Origin of the sequence: Jiulongibacter sediminis (assembly GCF_001306455.1) — a bacterium.
In the GTDB taxonomy this organism is placed as follows: domain Bacteria; phylum Bacteroidota; class Bacteroidia; order Cytophagales; family Spirosomataceae; genus Jiulongibacter; species Jiulongibacter sediminis.
This window is the reverse complement of the sequence record NZ_LGTQ01000006.1, coordinates 250,250-273,870: the sequence shown is the minus strand read 5'-3', so window position 1 is coordinate 273,870 and position 23,621 is coordinate 250,250. Positions and strand designations below refer to the sequence as shown.

The window sequence follows — 23,621 nt, the reverse complement described above, 5'->3', positions numbered from 1 at the left end:
TGCAGTGAAATATTAAAGGTTAGTATTTGATAAAATTAGTACCATATGGGTAACGTTGCGGACGGCTCAGCATGCTGTTGGCCTCGTCGTCGTTAACGAATCGCTCTTTTGAAGGATCCCAGTTCAGTTTTCTCGGCAGTTGCATCGCAATATCGCTGATCAGACAAACTGTGCAGGCTCTATGACCGATTTCAACTGGTGAAATTGGCTGCTTGCCTGATTGAATACAATCCAGCCAGTTGCCATGTTGTTCATTTGATTCGTACAGGTGAATTTCGTCTTTACCGATCACCGAATCCAGAATTTTCGGGTCGCTGGCATCCAGAGATTTTACACCGTTGTTTTCCGGAATCGGGTCAGAAGCTGTGGCTCTATAGGCTCCACGGGTTACGAAAATCCAGCCGTCTTCCCCTTCATATCGGATACCGTTGGGGAAGCCACCGCTGGTAAGCATCGTGATTCCGTTTGCATATTCTGCTTTAACCATGAAATCGCCATGTACATCCCAGCTTCCTGATTTCGGGAATTCAGCGACAGCCTCCACGGAGATCGGGCCCGTATATTCGGTGTCCATTCCCCAGGCGGCGGAGTCAAAATGGTGTTGCCCCCATCCGGTGATCATTCCAGCTCCAAACTGGCGTTTTCTTAGCCAGCCCGGTCTTCCGTATCCTTTTTGAGGGTGTACGAGCATTTCAGAATATGGGATTTCAGGGGTAGAGCCAAGCCACATATCATAATTAAAACCGGCCGGTATTGGTTGCTCCTCAGCTAACGGACCACCCGGGTCTCCTGGTAAACCAACTTTTACCGTATGTATTTTGCCTATACGTCCATTTCTTACTAACTCAGCCGCATAGCGGAATTGAGGTGAAGAACGTTGCTGGGTACCTACCTGTAAAATTTTGCCTGTTCGATGAACAATATCACTTAACTGGCGACCTTCAGCCACGGTAAGAGAGGTTGGTTTTTGCAGATAGACGTGCTTTCCGGCAAGAGCGGCCTCAATGGCTGGCTGAGAATGCCAGTGGTCAGGAGTACTGATAATCACGGCGTCCAGGTCTTTGTTCATTAGCATTTCTTTGTAGTCGTCATACATGCTGACATCTACAGAAGTGCCTTTCTTTTTGTAATAATCTTCTACCAGTTTTTTACCGTCTACTGTACGGTTACGGTCCAGATCACATACAGAAATCAGGCGAGCCACATCATGCTGCATGGTTCCTGGCATGTCATGGCCTCTGGCAATACGGCCGCAGCCGATCTGGCCGATCTGAATTTTATTGGAAGGGGCACTTTTGCCGAAAACTGTTGATGGTACAATCGTCGGAATCGCAAAAGCCGCAGCGGTGGTTTTCAGGGTATTGCCCACAAACTTTCTGCGGTTGATTTTTGATGATTTCATTTCAAGGAGGTTGTTTATAATTTTATTTCAATAGGTTTTGCAAATTGCTGCCAGGCGGCTTCAGCCTGACTTGCCGTCATTTCGCCGTCAAAAACGAGCATCTGATAGCGTAAGGTATAATTTTTTCCTGGCTCTACTGTCCAATCCTTCGTTTTTGTAGGGGCAAAATTGGCAAACATATCCCCTCGGCCATACTGATTTTCAGGCCAGATTCTCAGAGGCTCCGGGTGATTATAGTTTTGAGGGTGAGAGAGCATTATCGCTCCTCCGTTTCCGGTGCCGAGCTTACCCTGAACGATACACCATCTGGCCGTAGTGCCATCGGCATCTTTTCGGGTTTTACCTTCAGAGCTTAATACCGTACTGTTTTGGTTGTCCCATTCTTCGGTGGTTCTCCAGCCGAAACCCGCATAGCGATATTCCAGAATTTTAAAGGGACTTTCAGTTGCACAGTTATAAGTGATAGTGAAATCAGCGATATAGCTATGGTCATTCAAGGGGTACAGGCGAACAGTTTGGGTTTCGTTCAACGCAACTTCTTTTTTGTCCCCATGCAAGACCACATGTTCTTGTAGTACCTCATACTCTGAAAAAACCGAGCCCGTAGTCTCGTAAATGAGCTTTGCAAAGCGAACGGTGCCTTCTTCTTTATTGAGATTCCAGAAATCGAGAGTATCGCCTTCATATTCCACATGAGTCCAGGGGTTCCAAAGGCCATAATGATGATAGTGATCTTTGGGCTGAATACGGGTTAGTCGTTTACCTGATGGGGTGTTTAAGGGGTGAATAAATCCACTTCGGGCAAAAGCCGGATTTACTCCGGCAGGCACATCCTTGATATCCATTTGGTACCCAAGCAGCTTGGTGTCATTTTGATAAATGGCCAGTTGACCTTCTTCTTTTTTGACGTGCAGGTCATTTTTGATGGCCTTTTGTAAAGCATGATGAATTTCATACTCCAAATATTGAGAGGCCTCCTTTTCTGATATCTTCCAAACAATTTTTTGACCTGAAAGTTGAAAGGCAACAGGCTCCCGACTGTCTTTTTTTACGAGGGAAATTTGATGGAGGTCAGCAGGAATTTTACTGAGATCAGCAGTGACTATCAAGGGGCCGACCGCCTCGTGCGGTGGTACTGAGAATTCTGCGAGTTTTTGACCTTGACCAGCCAAATTGAGAAGACAGCCAAAAGTCAGGGTTAAAATAAATTTCATATATAGGGTTGAATAAACGCCTTAAATTAGCCAAATGAGCTTGCAGAGCAATTGCAATCGGTTGAATTTTTTAGGTCGGATAGACAAAAAGTAAGTATTGACCGATAAAAATTGACTTTTCTCAAAATTTTCCGAAACACCCAGCTAAATTGGTTTCGTCAATAAGGCCACAGTGTTTGAGGCCGATTAAGGCTTTGTTTAACACAAAAAAGAATTAATCAATGAAAGTTAGGGTAGCCGCGATACTGATTCAAGATCATAATCTCCTTACCATGAGATATCATTACGGAGGGCAAGACTTGTATAATTTACCAGGAGGTAATCTTGAATTTGGTGAAGAAATGAGAGCTGCTTTGGCTCGCGAACTGGATGAAGAGCTGCAGATAAAAACCAGAATTGCGGAAGACTCTGCCCTCATAGCGGAGGTTCATAATGAAAAAGGGGATACGCTTCATGTACTCTATGAGGCTCAGATTGTTTCTGGAATCCCCGTTTTAAACCCTAAGGAAACTACCGCTCTGGAGGCCGTTTGGCTTCCTCTTGAAAAACTTGAGGAGATAAATATGTACCCCGCTGTAAGCAAAGAAATAAAGAACTGGAAGGCTGGTTTGCTAAAGGAGCGGCATATCGGTGAAATAGAGCAGGTTTGGCTGTAAGAGCCACAAACACTTTCTATTCATCTACTTTGATTAGGCATTTTCTTACATTTTGGATTAATTCGAGGGTTTTAAAAAACCTTAATTGTCCTATTGAAATGAAGAATAAATTATTGGCTGTGGTGCTTTTGGCATTCATGGCTTTTACGGCGAACGCACAAGAAGGAAACCTGAAAGCCTTGCTTTTTTCCAAAACTGCTGGTTTCCACCATGAGTCTATCAAAGAAGGAGTAACGGCCATCCAGGAGCTTTGCAGAAGACACTCAATGCAGTTGGATTGGCATGAAATGACCCGCGTTTTCTCCGATGAGGGATTGAAAAACTATGATGTGGTTATTTTTCTCAGCACTACCGGCGATGTACTTAATGATGAAGAGCAGGCGGCTTTTGAGCGTTACGTTCAAAACGGCGGCGGCTGGGTAGGCATTCACGCGGCGGCTGATACCGAGTACGAATGGGAATGGTATACCAAAATGGTAGGTATGATGTTCAAAATTCACCCACGCCAGCAAACGGCCTATCTCAAAGTAGAGGATAGTAATTTCCCGGGCATGGGTCGTTTCCCGAAAACACTACTCTGGACAGATGAATGGTATGAGTATCAGAAACCAGCTTTGGCAAAAGACCTTCACTATTTGGTTTCTGTGGATGAAAGCAGCTACGAGCCGTATGCCAAATGGGGTGATAATGAAGGCGTAGGAATGGGAGATTTCCACCCGATCAGCTGGTATCACGAATATGATGGAGGACGAGCGTTCTATACCGGGCTAGGACATATTTCGGGCGTTTTCTCGGATCAGACTTTCCTTGATCATTTGTACGGCGGTATCTATTGGGCTGCTACGGGTAACGGTATCAAATAAACAGACAGAACGATGAAAAAATTAATAACACTCTTTTGTTTGGTTTCAATTGCTTTTGCCACTCAAGCACAGCATGGCGGGCAATTCAGAGCCCTTTTGTTTACCAAAACGATGGGCTGGTATCATTACAGCATACATTCGGGAGTAGATGCCGTTCAGGGCCTGGCGGCCAGACATACTTTCAGTGTAGATTGGCAGGAAAATGCTTCAGTTTTTAATGAAGAAAGGTTGAAGAATTATGACGTGGTTATTTTCCTGAATACCACAGGTGACATCCTCAATGATGAACAGCAAGCTGCTTTTGAAAAATATATTCAAAATGGCGGCGGCTGGGTAGGTGTTCATTCAGCAGCCGATACCGAGTACGACTGGGAGTGGTATACCAAAATGCTGGGTATGATGTTCAGAACCCATCCACGTGAGCAAACAGCTATGTTAGACATTATGGACAGGAGTTTCCCGGGGATGGAACGCTGGGCCGATCGTCAGATATGGACTGATGAATGGTACCAATATCGTCAGCCTGCTCTGGCAGATGATTTAAACTATCTGATCAAAGTGGACGAAAGTACCTATGACCCTTCAAGAAAACTCAGAGACGGAAGTACGACCGAAGGAATGGGAGATTTCCACCCGATTGCTTGGTATCACGAATACGATGGAGGTCGGGCTTTTTATACGGGACTTGGTCATAAAGATGATATCTACAAAGATCAGGCTTACCTTGATCACCTTTATGGTGGAATTTATTGGGCCGCGACAGGGAAGGGATTGAAGAAGTAAAAAAGACTATTTTCAAAAGAGCGTCTGGAAGTTTGCTTTCAGGGGCTCTTTGCATTTCGTGAAGAAGAAAATAGTAATTTCAACCTCAATTCTCAATCGATAAAAAACTATGGTAGAGCAAGAACTAGAAATGCAGAAATATGGAAAGATGGGTGAAAAAACCGGCTGGACTTTTCTGGAAATTGAACAGGCTATTGCTCAGCAATTAAAACCGGACACTAAAACCTCTTTCAGAGTCAAAGGACAAATAGATCAGGTGAAAATAAAACAACTTGCCTTGATACCGATCGGGGAGGGAAACTTCATTTTGCCATTAAAGGCTGATCTTCGAAGAAAACTAAAGAAAGAGCACGGTTACAAAGTCAAAGTGAAGCTGGAGCTTGATGAAACTAAATTTGAGCTCTCTGAAGATTTTGCCGCCTGTCTGGAAGACGCACCAAAAGCACAGGAGTTTTTTGGGACTTTGACAGAAGGTCACCGAAGGTACTTTTCAAACTGGATAGAATCTGCTAAAACCATCGAAACTAAGACTAAACGAATTTCTCAAGCCATCTTCGGCCTGAGCCATGAGATGGATTATGGTCAAATGATCAGGCACTTTAAGAAGAAATAAGGCCTACCTCATAATGGTTAAGCTCCCGTTTTGAGAGCCCGAAAGTCCGCTCGTCTTTTGATAAGTCATTTGATAATAATATTCGCCGGAGGCAACTAATTCTCCAAACCAACGGCCGTCCCAAAGCTTTTCAAAAGCGGCGTGTGGAATATCAGTCTTTGAGAAGACAACCTGACCGAGACGGTTTGCGATGGAAAAGGTGTTGACATTTTCTATACACGGGCTGCCATAGATATTGAAATAGTCATTCACGCCATCGCTATTGGGTGAAAAAGCCGTAGGAATGTAAATTCCGCAGGGGACGACATTAACTTCCAAAGTTTTCTCAATCCTGCAAATGCCAGATTGGCTCGTGAGTCTGAAATCATATGAACCGGAATTGGTGGCAAAAACTTCGGTAGATGCACAGTCGATACAAATAAGTGTATCACCACGGCTCCAGGTAATGACATATGGAGCATCGGCTTCTACCTCGGCTTTTAGAGGAATAGGTTCTCCTTCAGGTATGGTGAGTTTGGTTTCTGCATTAACCTCAATATTTTCAACATTGACCTCAAGTATAGCTATAGAGTCACAGCCGTTACTGCCATTGTATCGTACCCTGAAAATACCTTCTGAGTCCATTTCCTGATCACCCAAAAGGTATTTTTCTCCCTTACAAAGGTTGATAGTTCTCGACCGCTCCAGGGGGTCCGTAAAAGTCAAATTCAGTAAAAATGTACTGTCGCAGCCTGTCGATGATTTGATTTTGTGCGTAAAGCTTCCGGTTGTTGTAAAAGTGGTATCACCTACTCGGAAGGCCTTGCCTCCACATAAAGTCTGAGAAATAGTGGTGTCCTTTGAGGCAACTTTGATTGCTTTCCGGAGCTCGGGCATACAGCCGGGATTCAGGTTATTATGGGGAGTTAGCTTTACTGCAAATTCGTCATCCACAGGTAAAGACACTTTTAAGTTTTGACCGGGTTGACCATTATTCCAGTTATAACCCACGTATCCGAAAGGTGCATTTAGCGACAGGAAACCGTCCTCATCAGGGCAGGGAGAATCTAAATCTAATTCCAGTTTTCTGATTTCGGAATCAAAATAAGCATAGCCGCGGTGGCCGTCAGCCGTGCAGCCATGTACGGTTAGCTCCAGTGTGAGTGTTTGACCTACATAAGGATCCAGATTTACAGAGCCAGTTGACCAGTTTCGGTACATATAGTCGCGTTCCTGAAGAAAACCTTCGGGCAGCGTTCCGTCCAGTTGTTTTGCAAAAGAACCGCAATCTATTCGATTTCCGTTTTGATCACGAAGGGTTAGATAAACGGCTGGTTTGCCGCCTTCCGGATGATTATTATTGCGATCGTTATGAAGTATAGCCGCAAGATAAAACTCATAAATTAGCCCGTAGCTTGCTACCTTGAATTTGGTTTTCATGCGATCAAAAGTGCCACCTTCGCGGGTATTTCCTATTCTGAGGGAGTAATTTCCACGCAATACCGGTCTGATATTTTCAACGGTTATTGACGGATCACCGCGGCTGTCCCGATCAAGTAGTTCAAGCCTACCGGGAAGAAAACCCCGGGTAAGGTTTTGAAATGTGATATCGGCTGTGTCATCAATAACTTCGCCGTGCTCAAACTCCCAGCCTAACAGGTTTCCGTCTTCAAAGCCAATATTCTGCTGATCCTGTGCTTTCATCTCTGAAAGCCCCAGAAGAAGAAACAGACATAAAGCACTTAATAACTTCATCAGTTAGCTATACGAAAAAACAGGGCAAAAAGGATACAATCACTGAAAGCCGGAAATTCAGCTGCTAAAAATAAATAATTCTCTTGGAGCTTAAGAACTGTAAGGCAGGCTTTTATAGTTCCAGTAGGCGTCAAGATCGCCCTGAATAATCTGATATACTTTTCTTTTGAGAGGTTCAATATCCTCTTTTTTCATTCCTTTAGTTTCAATTTTTTCATTGAAAATAACCTTTGGTCTTATACCAAAATTAAAACGATCAAGAGGTTTATTGATTTCATGGAAGTTCAGAAACGTGACCGGAACTATGGGCACCTGATTCTCAATGGCCATGATAAAAGGGCCGTCTTTGAGAGGCGTATGCATTTGAGGAGGGTTTTCACCCACTATTCCGCCTTCGGGCATAATGAAAACTGAGCGGCCGCTCTTCACGGTGTCAATTCCTTTTTTCAACGATTTAGTACGGCTCCATTTATCACTACGGTCTACCTGAATGTGAAGCTTGGCAAACATATAGCCGAAAAGAGGAGCTTTTTTAACCGAACTTTTGCCGACATAGGCAAAGTAATTATCAACGATATTCATTCCTGCAGCAATATCAAGATAGGTAAAGTGGTTGGCCACAAAAACGTAGGCCTTCTTCTTATCTGGCCTGAACCGGAATATCCTTTTGATAGGCATACCAGTAAGAAAGAAGAAAATATAGGACCAGAACCGGATGATTCTATGAGCAAACCGGTGCAGCGGCTTAAACTGAATACAGATAAAAATGAATGGGAAAAGTACCAGAAACGGCACCAGAAAAATGATGCCGCAATAGAGCGTAAATATAAGGCTCAATGCTTTTTTCATGAGCCTTACTCGGCGGTTTCTACCACGTGTTTATTCAGCTCCACAGGCTTGGCTGAGTTTTTACGCATTCTGATATTCAGCGTTTCTACAAGGAATGAGAATGCCATCGCAAAATACACATAGCCCTTTGGCACATGCACGTGGAAAGCTTCGGCTACGAGCAGAGTACCAATCATCACCAGAAACGAAAGGGCAAGCATTTTAACCGTAGGGTGGGCTTCCACAAAGTCGCCGACACTCTTTGCAAACAGCAACATTGCGATGGTAGAAAGAATAATGGATGCCGCCATTACAGCAATAATATCGGTCATTCCTACAGCGGTGATGATAGAGTCAACCGAGAAAATAATGTTTACCACAGTAATATCTAAAATAGCTCTTGAAAGGGTAGGGGCTACCTTTTCGTGTCCAAAGTCGTCATTTTTGCCTTCCAGCTTATGGTGAATCTCAGAGGTGGCCTTATACAAAAGGAAAACACCTCCACCAAGGAGGATCATATCCTTGCCACTCATTCCCATATCAAAAGGCAGTCCTAAATCCTGAAGGTTAAAAAGGTCTTTTTCAAGACCGAGAATCCAACCCAGAACCAACAGAAGGCCAACCCGGATAACCATTGCCGAAAGCAGACCCAGGTTTCTGGCCTTCTTTTGATCAGCTTGCTCTAGCTTACCTGAAATGATGGAGATGAAAATGATATTATCTACTCCAAGTACAATCTCCAACAGGGTTAGTGTAAGTACACTGGTGAGAGCGGCAGTGGTTAATAGTTGTTCCATAGTGTATTTATGATTTAGCTGCTAAAATATCTCAAAAGGCCCTGCCAGCCAAAAAACTTTTGACTGATGGTCTTTTCAAGGGTTTGAGGGCTATTTTTGAAATTGAAGTGCGGCCTCTACCATCTCATCTTCTGTGAGGTGTTTTGAGGCGATAATAATTCGGTATTTGAATTTGATTTTACCTCCTTCAGGCACTGAAATATCTGAAACTTCAACGCCTTTAGTAAAGACATCAGAGCCTATATTGTTTACTGCATAAAGTCCGTAACCTCTGGCGTGCCAATGGCCAGGGAAATTGTGATTGTCAGGATGATCAAAAATAGCAACAGTCAGGTTTTCATCATTGATTTGGCCGGTGAGCCGCATCCATTCTGACCTTTTACCCCAAACCTCAGTGCCTTTAATGCCAAGATCGTTGGTGTATTCACCGGAAGGCGTATAGTTAACCTTTGGATCGGCGTGTTCCAGTTCTTTAGCCAAACGGAGGGCTATCATACCTTCCTTATTATCGGCAAAAAGTAAGTCCGTAGCAGCTTTAAGAGTGATCTCCCGATCAATGATACGGAGGTTTTCGGTGGCACTGAAAGTATATTTACTTTCTTCTTCAATTAGCTTTTTTCCTTCAAAATCAAACCACTCAGTAGTGGTAATAAGCTCCCCACTTTTTTTGCTTTCTTTGATTTTTTTGACTCCCGTATGGTGAATGATACCGTAATGTCTTTTGGTCAGGTCGCGTTCGTAAGAGTTATTCCAAAAGTCGTTTCCGTTAACATCACCATGGTTAAACCAGATACCAATGTGGTGCGGGTGATCAGTACGTTCGCCTTCCCGAGGGTCTAATGGCCAGCCGCGACTCACAAAATTACCTTCCGGAGATATTACCGGATACAGAACCGGCTTTTTGATGGAGTGGTCGCTATCAAAAAGATAGGCCGTAAAAAGCTCGCTGCCGACATAGACCTCAATTTTGCCATCGGCTGCTTTGTCCTGAAAACGAATGGGAAGGTTTTGAGCTGCCGAGCTAAAAGCCAGACAGGCAAAAAGGCTGAGATAACGAATCATATTTCAATAGGTTTTCTCAAAAATAGAAAATCCCCTGCACAGTGCTGTGCAAGGGACCAAATTATAGATTCGCTCAGTAGTATTTTACAAGTGCGGCGTAACGGCCTGCTTCAGCTGAGGGAGCATCATGGCACCACTTTGTCTGAAAAGCTGTTTGCTGTTCTTAAAAATCATGATCGTTGGCACTCCGCTAACGCGATATTTGCGTTGCAAAGCAGGGTTTTTATCAATATCAATTTTGATAATACGCACTTTGTCTCCCATTTCATCAGCTAATTGCTGAAGAGCCGGAGCCATGGCCTTGCAAGGGCCGCACCATTCTGCAAAGAAATCGATCAATACCGGCTCTTTGCTTGCTATTAGTTCTTCAAATGTACCTGTCATAGTCTTATTATTTTAGTCTCAAAGTCTTCTTAAAGTTCACAGTCACCAGTCTCAGTTTCTAGTTTTTGATGAACCAAACTTCTCTGGATTATTAATCATGTAATTCAATAGTTTACCGACTTCTTCAGTCTTTGAGCTTAGCTCTAAATGTTGTTCTTTATTAATGTATTTACATTCCACAGCAAAATCTAACCAAACTTGAGTTTCAGAATTCTCACCATCAGAATCAGTCAATTTAGATCTGAAATGAGCAGGATATATTATTTTTCGATAAGCTTCGGCCAGATTCACACTTACTGATCTTGAGCTTCTTCTGATTTGATCAGTCAATGAGTATCTTTCCTCAATTGGAAAAGATTTCGAAGTCTCAAAAACCTCCATTGCCAATTGAAAACTCAGCTTGTATGCCATCAAGTCTTTAAAATTCATATTTGTGGATTTTTGTCAAAAGTTATTGCATTTCTGACTGCTCACTGCAACTGCCAACTGGAACTGCTCACCGTTACTGCAACCTGCAACTGCCTATTATAAAAACTAACGCTCCCCTCTTTTCTCCGGTTCATATTTGATCATCATGATCATCCAGAGTGATCTTGAGTAACGAAAAATGATTGGAACAAGCAATACAGTCAGCAAAACATAAATCCCGATGTAAATCCGCCAGTCGATCAGGTCTTCAATAAACAAATACCAACCCACGGTAGCAGTCACGAAAAGGGCGATATTAAGCATATAACTCACATACATGGCTCCGTAAAAGAAGCCCTGTTCTTTCTCATAGCGTAGTCCGCAGTTTGAGCAATGCGTATGCATTGTCATCATCTTACCCGGCTGATAAGGGTTTTTTGACTCGAAAAGCTCTCCTTGGTTACACCTGGGGCATTTTAGTGCCAGTGCCGATTTTAACTGTCCCATTCGTTAGATTAATCTGGGGGCAAAGATAGCTATTCTACCCGGTCTGTAGAGTAACATTTGTTACCGGGCTTACTGGCGGCCGGTGGCAATAAAAAGAAAGTCATTGTCAACTAAATTGCCATTACCGTCATTAAGGTAGATTTCAAAGGTGCCTGTACCGTTAACATTTACACTTGGAATGACCATTTCTGTCAAACCTAAAGGAGCCTCATCAATTTCGGGTGTAACATTTATAGCCTGACTCGTTTGTGGAACAGAGACGTCTGTAATAACCCGATAAATACCGGTACCGAGTTTGCTTAGTGTTTTGATTCCAAAGCTATTGTAGGCAGTGCCTGAAGCCCTGATAACCCCCCAAGCGGTAATTTGATTATCCGCGTAAACACCGCCATAGCTATTTACGTTGGTGTCAAGCTCAGCTTTTGCGAATGCTTCTGCATCAAAAGAGATTTCGTCAATGGCATGCAAGCTAATATCACGGCTTTTGAGAGTTATCTTTTCACTATTGGGAAGGTTTTGTATCCGTATTTCCGAAGCTTCTCCAGCTCCTGTAGCTGTTCGGATATAATCGGTGGTTTTGTTTGAGGGTAATGATAAAAACGGCAGATCGTTGGTATTAGGAACACTTCCGATAACGATTGGGCGGTCGGGGTCTCCGTTTATGAAATTAACCAGTACCTCATCGCCTACCTCTGGGATAAAGAAGAAACTTGAGTTATTACCGTGGGCGGGTCTTAGTACGGGAATCCATCCACTTGAAGTTTCATCACCGGAGCTGTTGCTATCCCAATGAAAATCTACTTTTACCCTTCCCCATTCATCCACATACCTTGTTTCACCTGCAGGGCCCGCAATAGTTCCGAAAGTAATATCATTGACTTTATATTCCAGTTCTTTTGGAGCTACCTTGAAAGGATTTGACGATTTAGCAAAACCCAATTGGTTAGCATAATAGAAAGAATCTGAAGAGCCTCTTTCACTGATAAAACCGCAATGATGAGTTTTGGTAATCAGGTAATCTCCGGATATTTGATTTTGGGTATCATTGAGCGTAAAAAGCCTGCCGGGCGTTACGGCCATGGCATTGCTGAGAGCGTTCCATTTGTGAGCTTTATGCAATTCTGCGTCTTTGTTATTGATGGCTTTGCCGGCTAAATCAGAAGTTCCTGTATAAACATCTTCCAGTCGATAAGACTGATAATTATTTGAGATACCACTCAATGCAGTATTTGAGTAAAAGCTGCCGTTTTGATCGCTGTATTGACCAACAATATGTTTCCCTGCAGCAAAGGAATTGCCCTCTCCCGCAAAAAAGATTTTTTGTTGCCCTGCGGTTTCAAGGTTTTCCTGCGGGCCATAATAGTTAAGTGTTCCCAGATTTATTAATCCGGTATTGCTGTCTTCAAAGATAAGTGAAGGTGAAAGGCTGTTGGGTTCCACAAAATACCATATACCCTCTTTTACGGCAGATCGTGTAATAAAGTCGAGGTCAGTTTCACCATATTGCACCCGCATACATTTAACGGTACCTGAGCCCGAAAGATGGAAAACAGGTGTGCCCAAGCCAAAGGAGGTGTATATATTATTGACAATATCTGGAACATTCGAATCCTGATGAATGGCAAAACGCTCTGAAATAGAAAGACCATAAGACTCTGGATGAATAATGACGAGATAATAATTTTCTCCATCAAATTGGCCCAGATGCTGAATCATTGTGATGATGCCCCCGAAAACCCGTGATGAAGAACTTAGTCCATTGAGTCTTAACTGACCAGACTTTCCAACCAAAGACGCTGGGTCAGCGTTGATAGCAGTTTTCACAACAACCGCTGCCCGGGTAAGGTGATTGATCTCTTCCAGAACATCGAAACCGACGACTTTGCTGTTGTTGGGTGTTAAAATGGTGTTGTTTAAATAAAGAGATGCTGGATTATTATTTCCTGTAAAAGAGCTGTAAAGAGGAATAAAGCCCTTGTCAATCGGGGCTTCTTCAATATACTGATTCATGTGACCAAAAACGAAATCGTACTGCTTTTGAAGCCAGGTTTCCAGGTCTTCAGTTGTAATTTTTTCTGGTTGAATCAATACATTTTGACCAAACCCATTTAGGTCAATAAATAGAAGGAGGATCAACAGTTTCAGGAAATACTTCATGGGCAAAGTGAAAATAATTTTCTTTTAGTCAATTAACAATCAGCCAATTATCATTTTTCAAAACCTGAAATTAACGAATTGAAAAACCGAAAAGAATAAGTTTTATAATACGGCAATAGACGAAGTCGGTCAAAATGGCCTGTTGAACCAAAAACGTTATTCTTTGAGCCTGCTGCGTTAAGTCCACTTTACAGTAAAGCCTCAAATTTGTACTATCAAAAATGCAGTGAATGCATTTTGACTCTATTTGATAAAGAATAAACACCTATAAAATGTCAAAAACCTTATTCGACAAAGTCTGGGATGCTCACGTGGTGAGAAAGATTGAGGATGGCCCGGATGTATTTTTCATTGACCGTCATTTCATTCATGAAGTGACCAGCCCAGTGGCTTTCTTAGGTCTTGAAAACAGAGGTATTGGTGTGATGTTTCCTGAGCGTACCTTCGCAACGGCTGACCATAACACCCCTACCATTAATCAACACCTGCCTGTTGAAGACCCGCTTTCGGCTAATCAGCTAAAAGCTCTGGAGACTAACACTGGCAAATACGGGATCTCTCATTGGGGTCTTGGCCACCAGAAAAACGGTATCGTTCACGTAGTAGGTCCTGAAAACGGGATTACCCTCCCGGGTATGACCATCGTTTGTGGTGACTCGCATACTTCAACACATGGAGCCTTCGGTGCTATTGCCTTTGGTATTGGTACATCAGAGGTAGAGATGGTGCTTTCTTCTCAATGTATCATGCAGCCGAAGCCGAAGAAAATGAGAATTACCGTTAACGGTCAATTGGGCAAAGGCGTTCTTCCGAAAGATGTCATCCTTTATATTATCTCAAAAATCTCAGCGGCTGGTGCTACCGGATACTTCGTGGAATACGCTGGAGATGTGTTTGAAAATATGAGCATGGAAGGCCGTATGACGGTGTGTAACATGTCCATCGAAATGGGTGCACGTGGAGGTATGATCGCCCCTGACGAGAAAACATTTGAATATCTTAAAGGCAGAGAGCAGTCTCCAAAAGGTGAGGAGTGGGACAAATTGGTTGCCTATTGGGAAACGCTTAAAACTGACGATGGAGCCTCTTTTGATGAAGAGTTGGTTTATGATGCTGCTGATATAGAGCCACAAATTACTTATGGTACAAACCCAGGTTTAGGAACCGGAATTTCAACCAGCGTACCTAAGGCTTCTGAAGTAATTGACGGTGAAGCATCTTTCAAAAAGTCGCTGAATTACATGGGCTTTAATGAAGGAGATTCACTGATTGGTACTGACGTAGATTACGTTTTCCTTGGTAGCTGTACCAATGGCCGCATCGAAGATTTCCGTGCGTTTGCCTCAATAGTAAAAGGCAAGAAAAAAGCGGACAATATAACGGCTTGGTTGGTACCTGGTTCGCACATTGTTGAAGCTCAGATTAAAGAAGAAGGAATTCTGGATGTGTTAACTGAGGCTGGCTTTGACCTTCGTCAGCCAGGCTGCTCGGCTTGTTTGGCGATGAATGATGATAAGATTCCTGCCGGAAAACTGGCGGTTTCTACCTCAAACAGAAACTTTGAAGGCCGTCAGGGACCAAACTCAAGAACGATGCTTGCGTCTCCTCTTGTAGCCGCGGCTGCCGCTGTAACAGGCAAAGTGACGGATCCTAGAGAGTTTTTATAATGGCTTTCGGCTTTGAGCAGAGAGCTCTTAGCCATAAAATATTTAACAGAGCTTTGTAATGTTGGAGGAATGTTCTCGGCTCAAGGCTTTAAGCATAAAGTAAATCATGGCATACGATAAATTTACAGTATTAAAATCAACCTGCGTTCCGCTTCCATTAGAGAACGTTGACACAGACCAGATCATCCCGGCTCGTTTCCTTAAGGCGACGAAGCGTGAGGGTTTTGGTGATAATCTTTTCAGAGACTGGCGTTATAATAATGACGACTCACCGAAAGAAGATTTCGTATTAAACAATCCAACTTACTCAGGTAAGGTACTGGTAGCCGGCCGTAACTTCGGTTCCGGATCTAGCCGTGAGCACGCAGCCTGGGCTATCTACGATTATGGTTTCCGTTGTGTTATCAGTTCTTTCTTTGCTGATATTTTTAAAGGAAATGCCTTGAACATTGGCATTCTTCCTGTAACGGTTTCTCCTGCTTTTTTAGATAAGATTTTCAAGGCGATTGAAGCTGACGCCAATGCAGAAGTTGAGGTTGACCTTCATAATCAAAAAGTAACTATTGTAGCCACTGGCGAAAGCGAGGGTTTTGAGATTAATGGTTACAAAAAGAACAACATGCTGAATGGTTTTGACGACATCGATTATCTGCAAAATATGAAGTCAGAGATCGGAACTTTTGAAGAGGCAAGACCATTCTAATTGGCTTTCAGCAATCAGCTAACAGTTTTGGTTTAAAGATTGGTTGAGAACGACAGGTTAAAAAATGAAGAGACGCATTGAAATAATGGATACCACCCTTCGCGACGGTGAGCAAACCAGCGGAGTATCCTTTTCGGCGGCAGAGAAGCTGACCACAGCCCAACTGCTCCTGGAAGAGGTAAAGGTAGATAGAATAGAGGTTGCTTCAGCTAGGGTGTCTGAAGGGGAGCTCGATGCGGTCAAACGAATAACATCTTGGGCCAAAGAAAAAGGCTTTCTCGATAAGGTGGAGGTTCTCACTTTTGTGGATGGAGATGCCTCGCTGAGTTGGATGGAAGAAGCAGGAGCAGTTACCATGAACCTGTTGACCAAAGGCTCTTTAAACCACCTGACTCACCAGTTAAAAAAGACACCGGAAGTTCATTTCGAAGAGATTGAAAAGGTAGTTCAGAAAGCGGTTGACAAAGGTTTTAATGTCAACATTTATCTGGAAGACTGGAGCAATGGAATGCGTAATTCGATGGAGTATGTTTTTCAACACCTGGATTACACCACCAAACTTCCGATTAAACGAATTCTTTTACCGGACACGCTTGGCGTTTTGACTCCTGAAGAATCTTTTTCTTTTGTCAAAGCTTTAGTTGAACGATACCCGGAAACACATTTTGATTTTCATGCTCATAACGATTACGACCTTGGAGTGGCTAATGTCATTCAGGGCGTTAAAGCCGGAGCTCAGGGAATTCACCTCACAGTCAATGGTCTTGGAGAACGGGCAGGAAATGCTGCTCTGGCCAGTGCGGTAGCGGTTTTGACCGACTTTGTCAAAGATGTGGAGTTTAATGTGGATGAAACCACGCTTTACAAGATCAGCCGCCTGGTAGAAGGTTATTCGGGAATCCGGATTCCACCGAATCAGCCCATTGTGGGAGAAAGTGTGTTTACTCAAACAGCGGGTATCCATGCCGATGGCGACAAAAAAAACAATCTGTACGTTAGCGAGTTAAGGCCTGATAGGTTTGGTCGGAGGACGCTTTATGCTTTAGGTAAGTCTTCAGGAAAGGCCAATATTGAGCAAAACCTTAAAATGTTAGGTATTAGCCTTCCGGATGAAGACCTCAAAAAGGTGACTCAGCGAATTATTCAGTTGGGAGATAAAAAGGAAACGGTTACCCGTGAAGACCTCCCCTTTATTATTGCGGATGTACTTGACAGGGCTCCGGCTGTGGAAAGAATATCTGTTCAAAACTATGTGCTTACTCATTCAAAAGGTCTTCAGCCGTCAGCTACGGTGCAATTGAAAATTGAGAACAAAGTTTATGAAGAAAATGCTCAGGGCGACGGGCAATACGATGCCTTCATGAATGCTCTCAAAAAAGTAATGAGGCAGGAGAAATTTGAGCTTCCTGAGTTAATTGACTACGCCGTACGAATTCCTCCCGGCGGCCGTACAGATGCCCTTTGTGAAACCATTATTACCTGGCGGTACAAAGGAGAGAAAAAAGAGATGAGAACCCGTGGACTTGATTCTGACCAAACCGTGTCAGCCATTGAGGCCACGATGAAAATGTTGAATTTGATTTGATTAAAGCAGTCGGCAATTGGCAGTCGGCAAAAAATAGAGAATAGCAAATTTTAAATGCTGAAGGCCGATAGCCGACAGCCGAGAGTAAAAAAATGAACTTAGACATTGCAGTATTAGCGGGTGACGGAATCGGCCCGGAGGTAGTAGATCAGGCACAGAAAGTGTCAAACGCGATCGCAAAAAAGTATGGCCATACTATCAATTGGACGCCAGCCCTTACCGGTGCTGCGGCTATTGATGCCGTAGGTAACCCGTATCCTGATGAGACTCACCAAATCTGTATGAATGCAGATGCAGTGCTTTTCGGAGCTATTGGTCTCCCTCGTTTTGATAATGATCCTTCAAACCCGGTGCGTCCTGAACAAGGCTTATTGGCCATGCGTAAGAAGTTGGGTCTTTATGCAAACATTCGCCCTACGTTGGTTTTCCCGTCGTTGCTTCACAAATCGCCGCTTCGTCAGGAGCTGATTGAGAATGCAGACTTTGTTTGTATCCGTGAGTTGACCGGTGGTATTTATTTTGGAGATAAAGGTCGTGATGAAAGCAGAAATACCGCATATGATCATTGCGTTTACACGCGTGAGGAGGTTGAAAGAATCATCCGTTTGGCGTACAGCTACGCTATGCAGCGTAATAAGAAGCTGACGATAGTTGACAAAGCTAACGTTTTGGAGACGTCAAGACTTTGGAGAGAAGTAGGGCAGGGGCTGGAGAAAGAATACCCTGAAGTGAAGACAGAATATCTTTTGGTAGATGCCGCTGCCATGCGTATCATTCAGTGGCCTGAAGGCTTTGATGTGATGGTAACAGAAAACATGTTCGGTGATATTCTCACAGACGAGGCTTCTGTTATCTCAGGTTCTATGGGATTGATGCCATCGGCTTCAATTGGCCTGCATACGTCGGTATTTGAGCCTATTCATGGCTCTTATCCTCAGGCTACTGGCTTGAATATCGCCAATCCTATCGGAACTGTACTTTCGGCAGCAATGATGTTTGAATACGCGTTTAAACTGATGGACGAAGCCCAGGAAATCAAAGACGTGGTCAATAAGTCACTTGCAGAAGGCGTGGTGACCGAAGATATCGCTGGAAAAGACAAAGCCTATGGTACCTCTGAAGTGGGTGACTGGCTGGCTGCTCAGATTAAATAACAGGCATAAATCACATATACAGTTTGAGGAAAAACCTTCTGGAGAGAAGGTAAATTTGTTAACACCAAACCTCCGGTTCTTTGAGCCGGAGGTTTTTATTTTCAATACTTTACAATCTTCCTCATCTCATCTCCTACTTTGATAAAATACACGCCTGGAGAAAACTCCCGAGTGTCTAGTTCGGTAATTTGAAGTCCCGGGGACTCCACTTTTTTGACGAGCCGCTCCAAAATCCGGCCTTCGCCGTTGAGGAGATCAATTTGCTTTTGCTCCGCATCCTCTTCCCAGAACTCAATTCGGGTAAATGCATTTGATGGGTTGGTATAAACTCGTAACGGAGTACCGTCTTCAACAGATTTTTCAGAGTAAGAAGTGATGGTCTGAGCTGCTGCACAGATAGGCAGCATCAGGCTAAGGTAGAGTAAAGTTTTCATTCTAAGTAGTAAGTATCAATTCACGATAGAATTACAATGTACTTAGAGATTTTGATATTTCGGCATGTTTAAAAGCAAAAACACCCCTCCGCAAGGCGGAAAGGTGCTTTCATTTTCATAGTCTAAAGGGTATATCTTTACGAGTACGAGTTCAGCATTACAGGCATCACCAGCATCAGCATGTCTTCGTTATCGGCTTTATCTTCAGGAATAATCAGGCCGGCTCTGTTCGGCTGAGACATCTCAAGCGTCAGATTATCGGTATTTAAATTGCTTAGCATTTCTACTAAGAATTTGGCGTTAAAACCAATCTCAATAGGCTCACCATTATACTCACAACCCAGTTTTTCATTCGCCTCATTGCTGTAGTCTAGGTCTTCAGCAGAGATTTCCAGATTATTATTATCAACCTTCAGTCTAATCTGGTGGGTTGTTTTGTTAGAGTAAATTGAAATTCTTTTCAGAGTACTCAGTAATTCAGCTCTACCAATTTTCATGTGATTCGGGTTGTTTTGCGGAATCACATTTTCATAATCAGGGAAACGCTCGTCTATCAGGCGGCAAATCATTTTGATGTTTCCAAAACTGAAGAACGCATTTGAATTACTGAATTCAGCTTTAACCGGAAGTGTCTCAGAAGGCAAGCTTGATTTGAGCAAGGTCAAAGCCTTTCTTGGCAAAATCATGTTGGTAGCATTATCAGACTTCACGTCTTCTCTACGGTATCGGATCAGGCGGTGACCGTCCGTTGCTACAAAGGTTGTATGATCAGAGTCCAGCTGAACAAAAACACCAGTCATTGCTGGTCTGAGATCATCAGTGCTTGTAGCAAAGATGGTATTGGAAATTGCTGTACCCAGAACATCTGAATCAAGTTCAATACTGAAGTTTCTGTTCACCTCTGGGGCACGAGGGAAGTCCATCGGGTTCTCTCCTGCCAGTTTAAATCTACCATTGGCAGTTACGATTTCTGTGCCGAAGGTATCCTCATCAATAGTAATGGTTACCGGTTGTTCTGGTAAACTTCTCAGGGTTTCCATCAAAAGCTTTGCAGGCACCGCAATTGAACCTTTATCTGATGATTCTACCTGAGCTTCGGTGATCATCACCGTTTGCATATCAGAAGCTGTAATGGTAAGATTAGTCTCGTCTAATTGAAGAAGGAAATTTTCAAGAATCGGAACTATCGGATTGTTAGCAATAACCCCACTGATGGTGGCTAAGTGCTTCAATAGCTCAGATGATGAAACGATAAACTTCATATATGGAATGTTAAGAGTTATAGTCTTTAAAACTAGGCAAAGTTAGTCAAATTGAAATAAAAACATCGGTTCAATTCAATTTTTAGAGCCTGCGGTTAATGTGTGTATTTCCACTTCCAGAAATATCCTTTTATCACCCCCAAAACCAAAATAAATAATGACGGTAGGAGTAGGTTGATCAGCTGATATCTGAACCGTTCATCTCTGACTTTGATGCTGTCAAGCGGGCGGAGTTTTACTTCTTTACTCCTGGCTGTAATGACTCCATTTTCATCGACCAGATAATCAATGGCATTCATTAAAAAGTCTTTATTTCCAAAGGTGTGCTGACTTACTTTGTCAAAACCGAGTGGGAGCGGTTCACCGTTTCGCCGGTCTATTTCGTTCACAATCAAATCACCGTCAGAGCAGACAATCAGTTTGGTTGGTTCTCCATTGCCTTTGAAATACTCACTGCGAGGATCAGAGGGTAAAATTCTGTTTTGGTATAAAGAAGTAAAGCGTCCTTCCAGTAAATAGGCGATTTGTTTGGAGCCCTCATTATACTCTTTAGTATCGGTTTCGCTTCTGGCATCATTATAAGTTACCAATGCCGGAGCTTGCAATACTTTGGTGTAGGGCGTGGTGCTGAGCAAAGGAGTTTTTGCTATTCCGCTTGAGTTTATCGTGTCAATAGTTGAAGCAAAGCGAGAAATGACCAAGTCAAGATTTTTTGTGATTAAGCTTTCGCCAAACGTTCCTAATAGCGGGAAAAAGCGATAGGGAACGGGCTGAATATTGGGCCGGTCACCCATTTGACCTACGACCAGAGGCACCATGGCTGCACTCGCTCCGTCTTTTACCATATCGGTATTGAGGCGAATGCCATACTTAAAGAAAAGGTCCTCAAGGTTATGGCGAAGAGGCTGAGCATAAGTACCCTGCAGGCCAATGGAATCTACCTGCAGACCGTCCACAAAAAACAGGGCCTTTCCTCCATACATGATGTATTGATCAATTTTGTATTTCGTGGAGTCATCAATAGTAATATCCGGCTTCGGTAAAATCAAGGCATCCAATCCAACGAACGATTCTGATGTACGGGCGTCTACGATAAACAAATCGTAATACTCCTGAAGAGTGTTGATAAGCCCGGCAAAATTGATGGGTTCAAGCTGAGTAAATTCGGTCAATAGCCCGATTTTCTTTCGCTCTGTGGTTGCCAGTTTTCTGAAAGCTGTCGCAAAAGAATACTCCAGATTTTCGTAAGATTGATTGAGCTTCTCCTGAGCAGAAAGGGCCTGATTGCCTTGCAGCAAAAGAACTGTTTCTTCTCTGTCCTCATGTTTTACTAAGGCATAAGGGAAAACCAAAGTTTCGGTTTTTCGGCCTCCTTGTGTATCAAAAACATTTGTAGGTTGAATGCCTTTGGCAATGAGTGAGTCAATAAAAGTTTTTTGTTGTTCAGGGTTGCTGATGCCGTTGGGGTCAAAAAAGCGGTAATTCAGATTTGCTCCGCCATAGTTTTTAAATTCTCCAAGAGTTTCGTCCACAGCTTTTTTCAATCGCTCAAAACCACCGGGCAGATCATCGCCGTCCAGATATATCTCAATGTCCATTGGAGAGGGGAGGCGGGAGACCAGACTTTTGCTCGCCTCTGAGATGCTGTACCGTTTTTCTTCGGTCATATCTTTCCGCAGGAATATCCATGCAGAAAGCACATTGACCAAAACAAGGCCCGTGATTATCAGGGAAAGCTTAGTGTATCTACTCATCGTAGCTTTTCGGGTTTTTCAATCGGATACAAAAATTAGATTTATTTTGTAGAAAAACGAATGAAATGAAGAAGGCAGCATATTGGATTGAGAAATTAAACTTACAGCCGCACCCTGAAGGAGGATTTTATGCAGAGACCTACCGATCTGAAATGTCTGCCGAAACCACGCATCTGGGCATGAACGGGAGACGGAGTTTTGCAACGGGGATTTACTTTCTCATGGAGCATGAAAACTTCTCGGCCTTTCACCGGATCAAGTCTGATGAAATGTGGCATTTCTATGCGGGTGACCCGCTGGAGGTCTTTTATTTTGAAACGAATGGCTCGCTTCAGCGAATTTTGCTTGGTAATAACCCCGATAAAGGAGAAGTATTTCAGGCCGTTGTGCCCGCCGGGGTGTGGTTCGGCTCCAGACCCGTTCAGGGTGGAGCCTATGCTTTGGTAGGTTGTACAGTCTCTCCGGGTTTTGATTTTCAGGATTTTGAAATGGCAAAGCGGAAAGATTTACTCAAAGAATTCCCCGATCATCACGGAATTATTGAGCAGCTCACAAGAGATTAATACATTTGCAGAAAAAACAACAATTCTGATGCTTCAACGAATTCAAAGTTTACTTCTTCTTTTGTCGGTTATTGCTCTTGGGGTGTTTTTGAGTACAAACACCTGGTCGGGCGGTACAGAGAGCAATGAGATTTTGGTAAATCCTTATCAGGTGGTTCAAACCAAAGGCGGTCTGGCGGCTTTTAAGAAAGAAATATTTTACGTGGCGGTGCTGGCGGCTTTAGCCATAGCTATCGGTGTTTTCACCATTTTTCAATACAAAAACAGAGTTCGTCAAATGCTTTTTGTGGCTCTAAACTCACTCTTGATTGGAGCTGCGGTTGCAGTTAGTGTTTATCATGTCAAATATGATGCAATGACACTTCACGGTGCGGGTGAAGGCAAATTTGAAATTGGCCTTTATGCTGGTTTTGCGGCTTTAGCTCTCAATTGGCTGGCGAACCGTTTCATCAAAAAAGATGAGAAAATGGTGAAAGATGCGGATAGGATGAGGTAAGTCTTATTCAGCATTTTCTAACAAATACCCCTTCAGTTTCTCGATGGCCCTGCCGCGGTGACTGATGGGGTTTTTTTCTTCCATACTCATTTCGGCGAAGGTTCTGTCATAGCCATCGGGCCTGAAAACAGGATCATAACCAAAGCCGCCATCGCCCTTTTTACGGTCAATAATTTGCCCTTCCACAGTGCCCTCAAAGGATTGTTTTTTGCCGTCTAAAATGAGGGTAACCACGGTTTTAAACCGGGCAGATCTGTTTTCAATTCCACGCAGGTTTTCTAAAAGCTTGTCCATGTTTTTTTCATGGTTTCCATGCTCTCCAGCATAGCGGGCAGAATAAACCCCGGGTTCACCGTTAAGAGCATCTACTTCAAGGCCGGAGTCATCAGCGATGCAATCTATGCCGTAAGTCTTGTAAACATATTCAGCTTTAATGAGCGAGTTGCCTGAAAAGTTATCGGCCGTTTCAGCGATGTCTTCGGTACAACCAATGTCTTTAAGTGTTTTGATCTCAAAGAGTCCACCGAGCATTTGCTGAAGCTCTTCAACCTTATGAAGGTTATTGGTGGCGAGACAGATGGTTTTCATTTTTAAT

Annotated in this window: 24 protein-coding genes; 10 read left to right on the top strand and 14 right to left on the bottom strand. The window is 43.3% G+C overall.

All coding sequences use genetic code 11. From position 1 onward, the window contains the following. Window positions 1-19: 19 nt before the first annotated feature. Together AFM12_RS07065 and AFM12_RS07060 are read right to left on the bottom strand one after the other, a co-directional pair. Window positions 20-1,402: a Gfo/Idh/MocA family protein gene (locus AFM12_RS07065; RefSeq protein WP_095533204.1), complete on the bottom strand. Its 1,383-nt coding sequence runs from the start codon at window positions 1,400-1,402 to the stop codon at window positions 20-22. A 14-nt stretch (window positions 1,403-1,416) separates the two neighbouring features. Beyond that, window positions 1,417-2,616, bottom strand: a complete 1,200-nt coding sequence (locus AFM12_RS07060; RefSeq protein WP_055145865.1) for a DUF6807 domain-containing protein — start codon at window positions 2,614-2,616, stop codon at window positions 1,417-1,419. A gap of 221 nt (window positions 2,617-2,837) precedes the next feature. On the opposite strand from AFM12_RS07060, the gene AFM12_RS07055 reads away from it, so the two are divergent. The 4 genes from AFM12_RS07055 (at window position 2,838) to AFM12_RS07040 (ending at window position 5,531) form a co-directional block, all read left to right on the top strand. Then, on the top strand, window positions 2,838-3,272 hold the full coding sequence (locus AFM12_RS07055; protein ID WP_055145862.1) for an NUDIX domain-containing protein: 435 nt from the start codon (window positions 2,838-2,840) through the stop codon (window positions 3,270-3,272). A 98-nt stretch (window positions 3,273-3,370) separates the two neighbouring features. Continuing rightward, a complete protein-coding gene (locus tag AFM12_RS07050) occupies window positions 3,371-4,135 on the top strand; it encodes a ThuA domain-containing protein (RefSeq protein WP_055147785.1) in 765 nt (254 codons plus the stop codon). A 12-nt stretch (window positions 4,136-4,147) separates the two neighbouring features. Next, window positions 4,148-4,918 carry a ThuA domain-containing protein gene (locus AFM12_RS07045; protein ID WP_055145859.1) on the top strand — a complete coding sequence of 257 codons (771 nt, stop codon included), beginning with the start codon at window positions 4,148-4,150 and terminating at the stop codon, window positions 4,916-4,918. A 109-nt stretch (window positions 4,919-5,027) separates the two neighbouring features. Continuing rightward, window positions 5,028-5,531, top strand: a complete 504-nt coding sequence (locus AFM12_RS07040; protein ID WP_055145856.1) for a YdeI/OmpD-associated family protein — start codon at window positions 5,028-5,030, stop codon at window positions 5,529-5,531. Between the two features lie 3 nt (window positions 5,532-5,534). On the opposite strand, the gene AFM12_RS07035 is transcribed toward AFM12_RS07040, so the two are convergent. The 8 genes from AFM12_RS07035 to AFM12_RS07000 form a co-directional block, all read right to left on the bottom strand. Then, window positions 5,535-7,265: a T9SS type B sorting domain-containing protein gene (locus AFM12_RS07035; RefSeq protein WP_055145853.1), complete on the bottom strand. Its 1,731-nt coding sequence runs from the start codon at window positions 7,263-7,265 to the stop codon at window positions 5,535-5,537. A 90-nt stretch (window positions 7,266-7,355) separates the two neighbouring features. Continuing rightward, window positions 7,356-8,114: a lysophospholipid acyltransferase family protein gene (locus AFM12_RS07030; RefSeq protein ID WP_055145850.1), complete on the bottom strand. Its 759-nt coding sequence runs from the start codon at window positions 8,112-8,114 to the stop codon at window positions 7,356-7,358. A gap of 5 nt (window positions 8,115-8,119) precedes the next feature. Further along, on the bottom strand, window positions 8,120-8,890 hold the full coding sequence (locus AFM12_RS07025) for a TerC family protein (protein WP_055145847.1): 771 nt from the start codon (window positions 8,888-8,890) through the stop codon (window positions 8,120-8,122). Between the two features lie 90 nt (window positions 8,891-8,980). Then, entirely contained in the window at window positions 8,981-9,952 is a 972-nt protein-coding gene (locus AFM12_RS07020; protein ID WP_055145844.1) for a DUF6807 domain-containing protein, read from the bottom strand. Window positions 9,953-10,036: 84 nt separating this feature from the next. Then, a complete protein-coding gene (gene trxA, locus AFM12_RS07015; RefSeq protein WP_055145841.1) occupies window positions 10,037-10,336 on the bottom strand; it encodes a thioredoxin in 300 nt (99 codons plus the stop codon). A 51-nt stretch (window positions 10,337-10,387) separates the two neighbouring features. After that, window positions 10,388-10,765 carry a four helix bundle protein gene (locus tag AFM12_RS07010; protein WP_055145839.1) on the bottom strand — a complete coding sequence of 126 codons (378 nt, stop codon included), beginning with the start codon at window positions 10,763-10,765 and terminating at the stop codon, window positions 10,388-10,390. Window positions 10,766-10,870: 105 nt separating this feature from the next. Continuing rightward, window positions 10,871-11,251, bottom strand: a complete 381-nt coding sequence (locus AFM12_RS07005; protein WP_055145836.1) for a DUF983 domain-containing protein — start codon at window positions 11,249-11,251, stop codon at window positions 10,871-10,873. A 69-nt stretch (window positions 11,252-11,320) separates the two neighbouring features. Continuing rightward, entirely contained in the window at window positions 11,321-13,408 is a 2,088-nt protein-coding gene (locus tag AFM12_RS07000; RefSeq protein ID WP_055145833.1) for a type VI secretion system Vgr family protein, read from the bottom strand. A 272-nt stretch (window positions 13,409-13,680) separates the two neighbouring features. Here AFM12_RS07000 and leuC point away from each other — a divergent pair, with 272 nt between their 5' ends. The 4 genes from leuC (at window position 13,681) to leuB (ending at window position 18,517) form a co-directional block, all read left to right on the top strand. Further along, a complete protein-coding gene (gene leuC / locus AFM12_RS06995) occupies window positions 13,681-15,075 on the top strand; it encodes a 3-isopropylmalate dehydratase large subunit (RefSeq protein WP_055145830.1) in 1,395 nt (464 codons plus the stop codon). 106 nt (window positions 15,076-15,181) lie between these two features. Then, window positions 15,182-15,778, top strand: coding sequence for a 3-isopropylmalate dehydratase small subunit (gene leuD, locus AFM12_RS06990; protein ID WP_055145827.1), 597 nt, complete (start codon window positions 15,182-15,184; stop codon window positions 15,776-15,778). A 64-nt stretch (window positions 15,779-15,842) separates the two neighbouring features. After that, window positions 15,843-17,363 (top strand): hydroxymethylglutaryl-CoA lyase-like TIM-barrel protein, encoded by a 1,521-nt coding sequence (locus tag AFM12_RS06985; RefSeq protein WP_055145824.1) that lies wholly within the window; start codon window positions 15,843-15,845, stop codon window positions 17,361-17,363. A 92-nt stretch (window positions 17,364-17,455) separates the two neighbouring features. After that, window positions 17,456-18,517 (top strand): 3-isopropylmalate dehydrogenase, encoded by a 1,062-nt coding sequence (leuB, locus tag AFM12_RS06980; RefSeq protein ID WP_055145821.1) that lies wholly within the window; start codon window positions 17,456-17,458, stop codon window positions 18,515-18,517. 101 nt (window positions 18,518-18,618) lie between these two features. Here the strand turns inward: leuB and AFM12_RS06975 are convergent, their stop codons facing one another. From AFM12_RS06975 to gldG, 3 genes are all read right to left on the bottom strand, one after another. Further along, window positions 18,619-18,951 carry a T9SS type A sorting domain-containing protein gene (locus AFM12_RS06975; RefSeq protein WP_055145818.1) on the bottom strand — a complete coding sequence of 111 codons (333 nt, stop codon included), beginning with the start codon at window positions 18,949-18,951 and terminating at the stop codon, window positions 18,619-18,621. 137 nt (window positions 18,952-19,088) lie between these two features. Beyond that, window positions 19,089-20,213 carry a DNA polymerase III subunit beta gene (dnaN, locus tag AFM12_RS06970; RefSeq protein WP_055145815.1) on the bottom strand — a complete coding sequence of 375 codons (1,125 nt, stop codon included), beginning with the start codon at window positions 20,211-20,213 and terminating at the stop codon, window positions 19,089-19,091. A 95-nt stretch (window positions 20,214-20,308) separates the two neighbouring features. Then, the gene (gldG, locus tag AFM12_RS06965) at window positions 20,309-21,967 is read right to left on the bottom strand and encodes a gliding motility-associated ABC transporter substrate-binding protein GldG (RefSeq protein WP_055145811.1); all 1,659 of its coding nucleotides are present in this window, start codon (window positions 21,965-21,967) and stop codon (window positions 20,309-20,311) included. Between the two features lie 65 nt (window positions 21,968-22,032). Here gldG and AFM12_RS06960 point away from each other — a divergent pair, with 65 nt between their 5' ends. Together AFM12_RS06960 and AFM12_RS06955 are read left to right on the top strand one after the other, a co-directional pair. Next, window positions 22,033-22,530: a cupin domain-containing protein gene (locus AFM12_RS06960; RefSeq protein WP_055145809.1), complete on the top strand. Its 498-nt coding sequence runs from the start codon at window positions 22,033-22,035 to the stop codon at window positions 22,528-22,530. A gap of 28 nt (window positions 22,531-22,558) precedes the next feature. Next, entirely contained in the window at window positions 22,559-23,026 is a 468-nt protein-coding gene (locus AFM12_RS06955) for a DUF4293 domain-containing protein (RefSeq protein WP_055145806.1), read from the top strand. A 3-nt stretch (window positions 23,027-23,029) separates the two neighbouring features. On the opposite strand, the gene AFM12_RS06950 is transcribed toward AFM12_RS06955, so the two are convergent. Continuing rightward, window positions 23,030-23,614, bottom strand: a complete 585-nt coding sequence (locus AFM12_RS06950; protein WP_055145803.1) for a non-canonical purine NTP diphosphatase — start codon at window positions 23,612-23,614, stop codon at window positions 23,030-23,032. Window positions 23,615-23,621: the final 7 nt, after the last annotated feature.

Bases quoted from the DNA above. Each gene is read 5' to 3' on its own strand.
- dnaN (WP_055145815.1), bottom strand. From the start codon at position 20,213: ATGAAGTTTATCGTTTCATCATCTGAGCTATTGAAGCACTTAGCCACC.
- AFM12_RS07025 (WP_055145847.1), bottom strand. From the start codon at position 8,890: ATGGAACAACTATTAACCACTGCCGCTCTCACCAGTGTACTTACACTA.
- AFM12_RS07040 (WP_055145856.1), top strand. From the start codon at position 5,028: ATGGTAGAGCAAGAACTAGAAATGCAGAAATATGGAAAGATGGGTGAA.
- AFM12_RS07060 (WP_055145865.1), bottom strand. From the start codon at position 2,616: ATGAAATTTATTTTAACCCTGACTTTTGGCTGTCTTCTCAATTTGGCT.
- leuC (WP_055145830.1), top strand. From the start codon at position 13,681: ATGTCAAAAACCTTATTCGACAAAGTCTGGGATGCTCACGTGGTGAGA.
- AFM12_RS07050 (WP_055147785.1), top strand. From the start codon at position 3,371: ATGAAGAATAAATTATTGGCTGTGGTGCTTTTGGCATTCATGGCTTTT.
- AFM12_RS06985 (WP_055145824.1), top strand. From the start codon at position 15,843: ATGAAGAGACGCATTGAAATAATGGATACCACCCTTCGCGACGGTGAG.
- AFM12_RS07010 (WP_055145839.1), bottom strand. From the start codon at position 10,765: ATGAATTTTAAAGACTTGATGGCATACAAGCTGAGTTTTCAATTGGCA.
- AFM12_RS07020 (WP_055145844.1), bottom strand. From the start codon at position 9,952: ATGATTCGTTATCTCAGCCTTTTTGCCTGTCTGGCTTTTAGCTCGGCA.
- AFM12_RS07005 (WP_055145836.1), bottom strand. From the start codon at position 11,251: ATGGGACAGTTAAAATCGGCACTGGCACTAAAATGCCCCAGGTGTAAC.
- leuB (WP_055145821.1), top strand. From the start codon at position 17,456: ATGAACTTAGACATTGCAGTATTAGCGGGTGACGGAATCGGCCCGGAG.
- AFM12_RS07035 (WP_055145853.1), bottom strand. From the start codon at position 7,265: ATGAAGTTATTAAGTGCTTTATGTCTGTTTCTTCTTCTGGGGCTTTCA.
- AFM12_RS07055 (WP_055145862.1), top strand. From the start codon at position 2,838: ATGAAAGTTAGGGTAGCCGCGATACTGATTCAAGATCATAATCTCCTT.
- leuD (WP_055145827.1), top strand. From the start codon at position 15,182: ATGGCATACGATAAATTTACAGTATTAAAATCAACCTGCGTTCCGCTT.
- AFM12_RS07045 (WP_055145859.1), top strand. From the start codon at position 4,148: ATGAAAAAATTAATAACACTCTTTTGTTTGGTTTCAATTGCTTTTGCC.
- AFM12_RS06960 (WP_055145809.1), top strand. From the start codon at position 22,033: ATGAAGAAGGCAGCATATTGGATTGAGAAATTAAACTTACAGCCGCAC.
- AFM12_RS07065 (WP_095533204.1), bottom strand. From the start codon at position 1,402: ATGAAATCATCAAAAATCAACCGCAGAAAGTTTGTGGGCAATACCCTG.
- trxA (WP_055145841.1), bottom strand. From the start codon at position 10,336: ATGACAGGTACATTTGAAGAACTAATAGCAAGCAAAGAGCCGGTATTG.
- AFM12_RS07000 (WP_055145833.1), bottom strand. From the start codon at position 13,408: ATGAAGTATTTCCTGAAACTGTTGATCCTCCTTCTATTTATTGACCTA.
- AFM12_RS07030 (WP_055145850.1), bottom strand. From the start codon at position 8,114: ATGAAAAAAGCATTGAGCCTTATATTTACGCTCTATTGCGGCATCATT.
- AFM12_RS06950 (WP_055145803.1), bottom strand. From the start codon at position 23,614: ATGAAAACCATCTGTCTCGCCACCAATAACCTTCATAAGGTTGAAGAG.
- gldG (WP_055145811.1), bottom strand. From the start codon at position 21,967: ATGAGTAGATACACTAAGCTTTCCCTGATAATCACGGGCCTTGTTTTG.
- AFM12_RS06955 (WP_055145806.1), top strand. From the start codon at position 22,559: ATGCTTCAACGAATTCAAAGTTTACTTCTTCTTTTGTCGGTTATTGCT.
- AFM12_RS06975 (WP_055145818.1), bottom strand. From the start codon at position 18,951: ATGAAAACTTTACTCTACCTTAGCCTGATGCTGCCTATCTGTGCAGCA.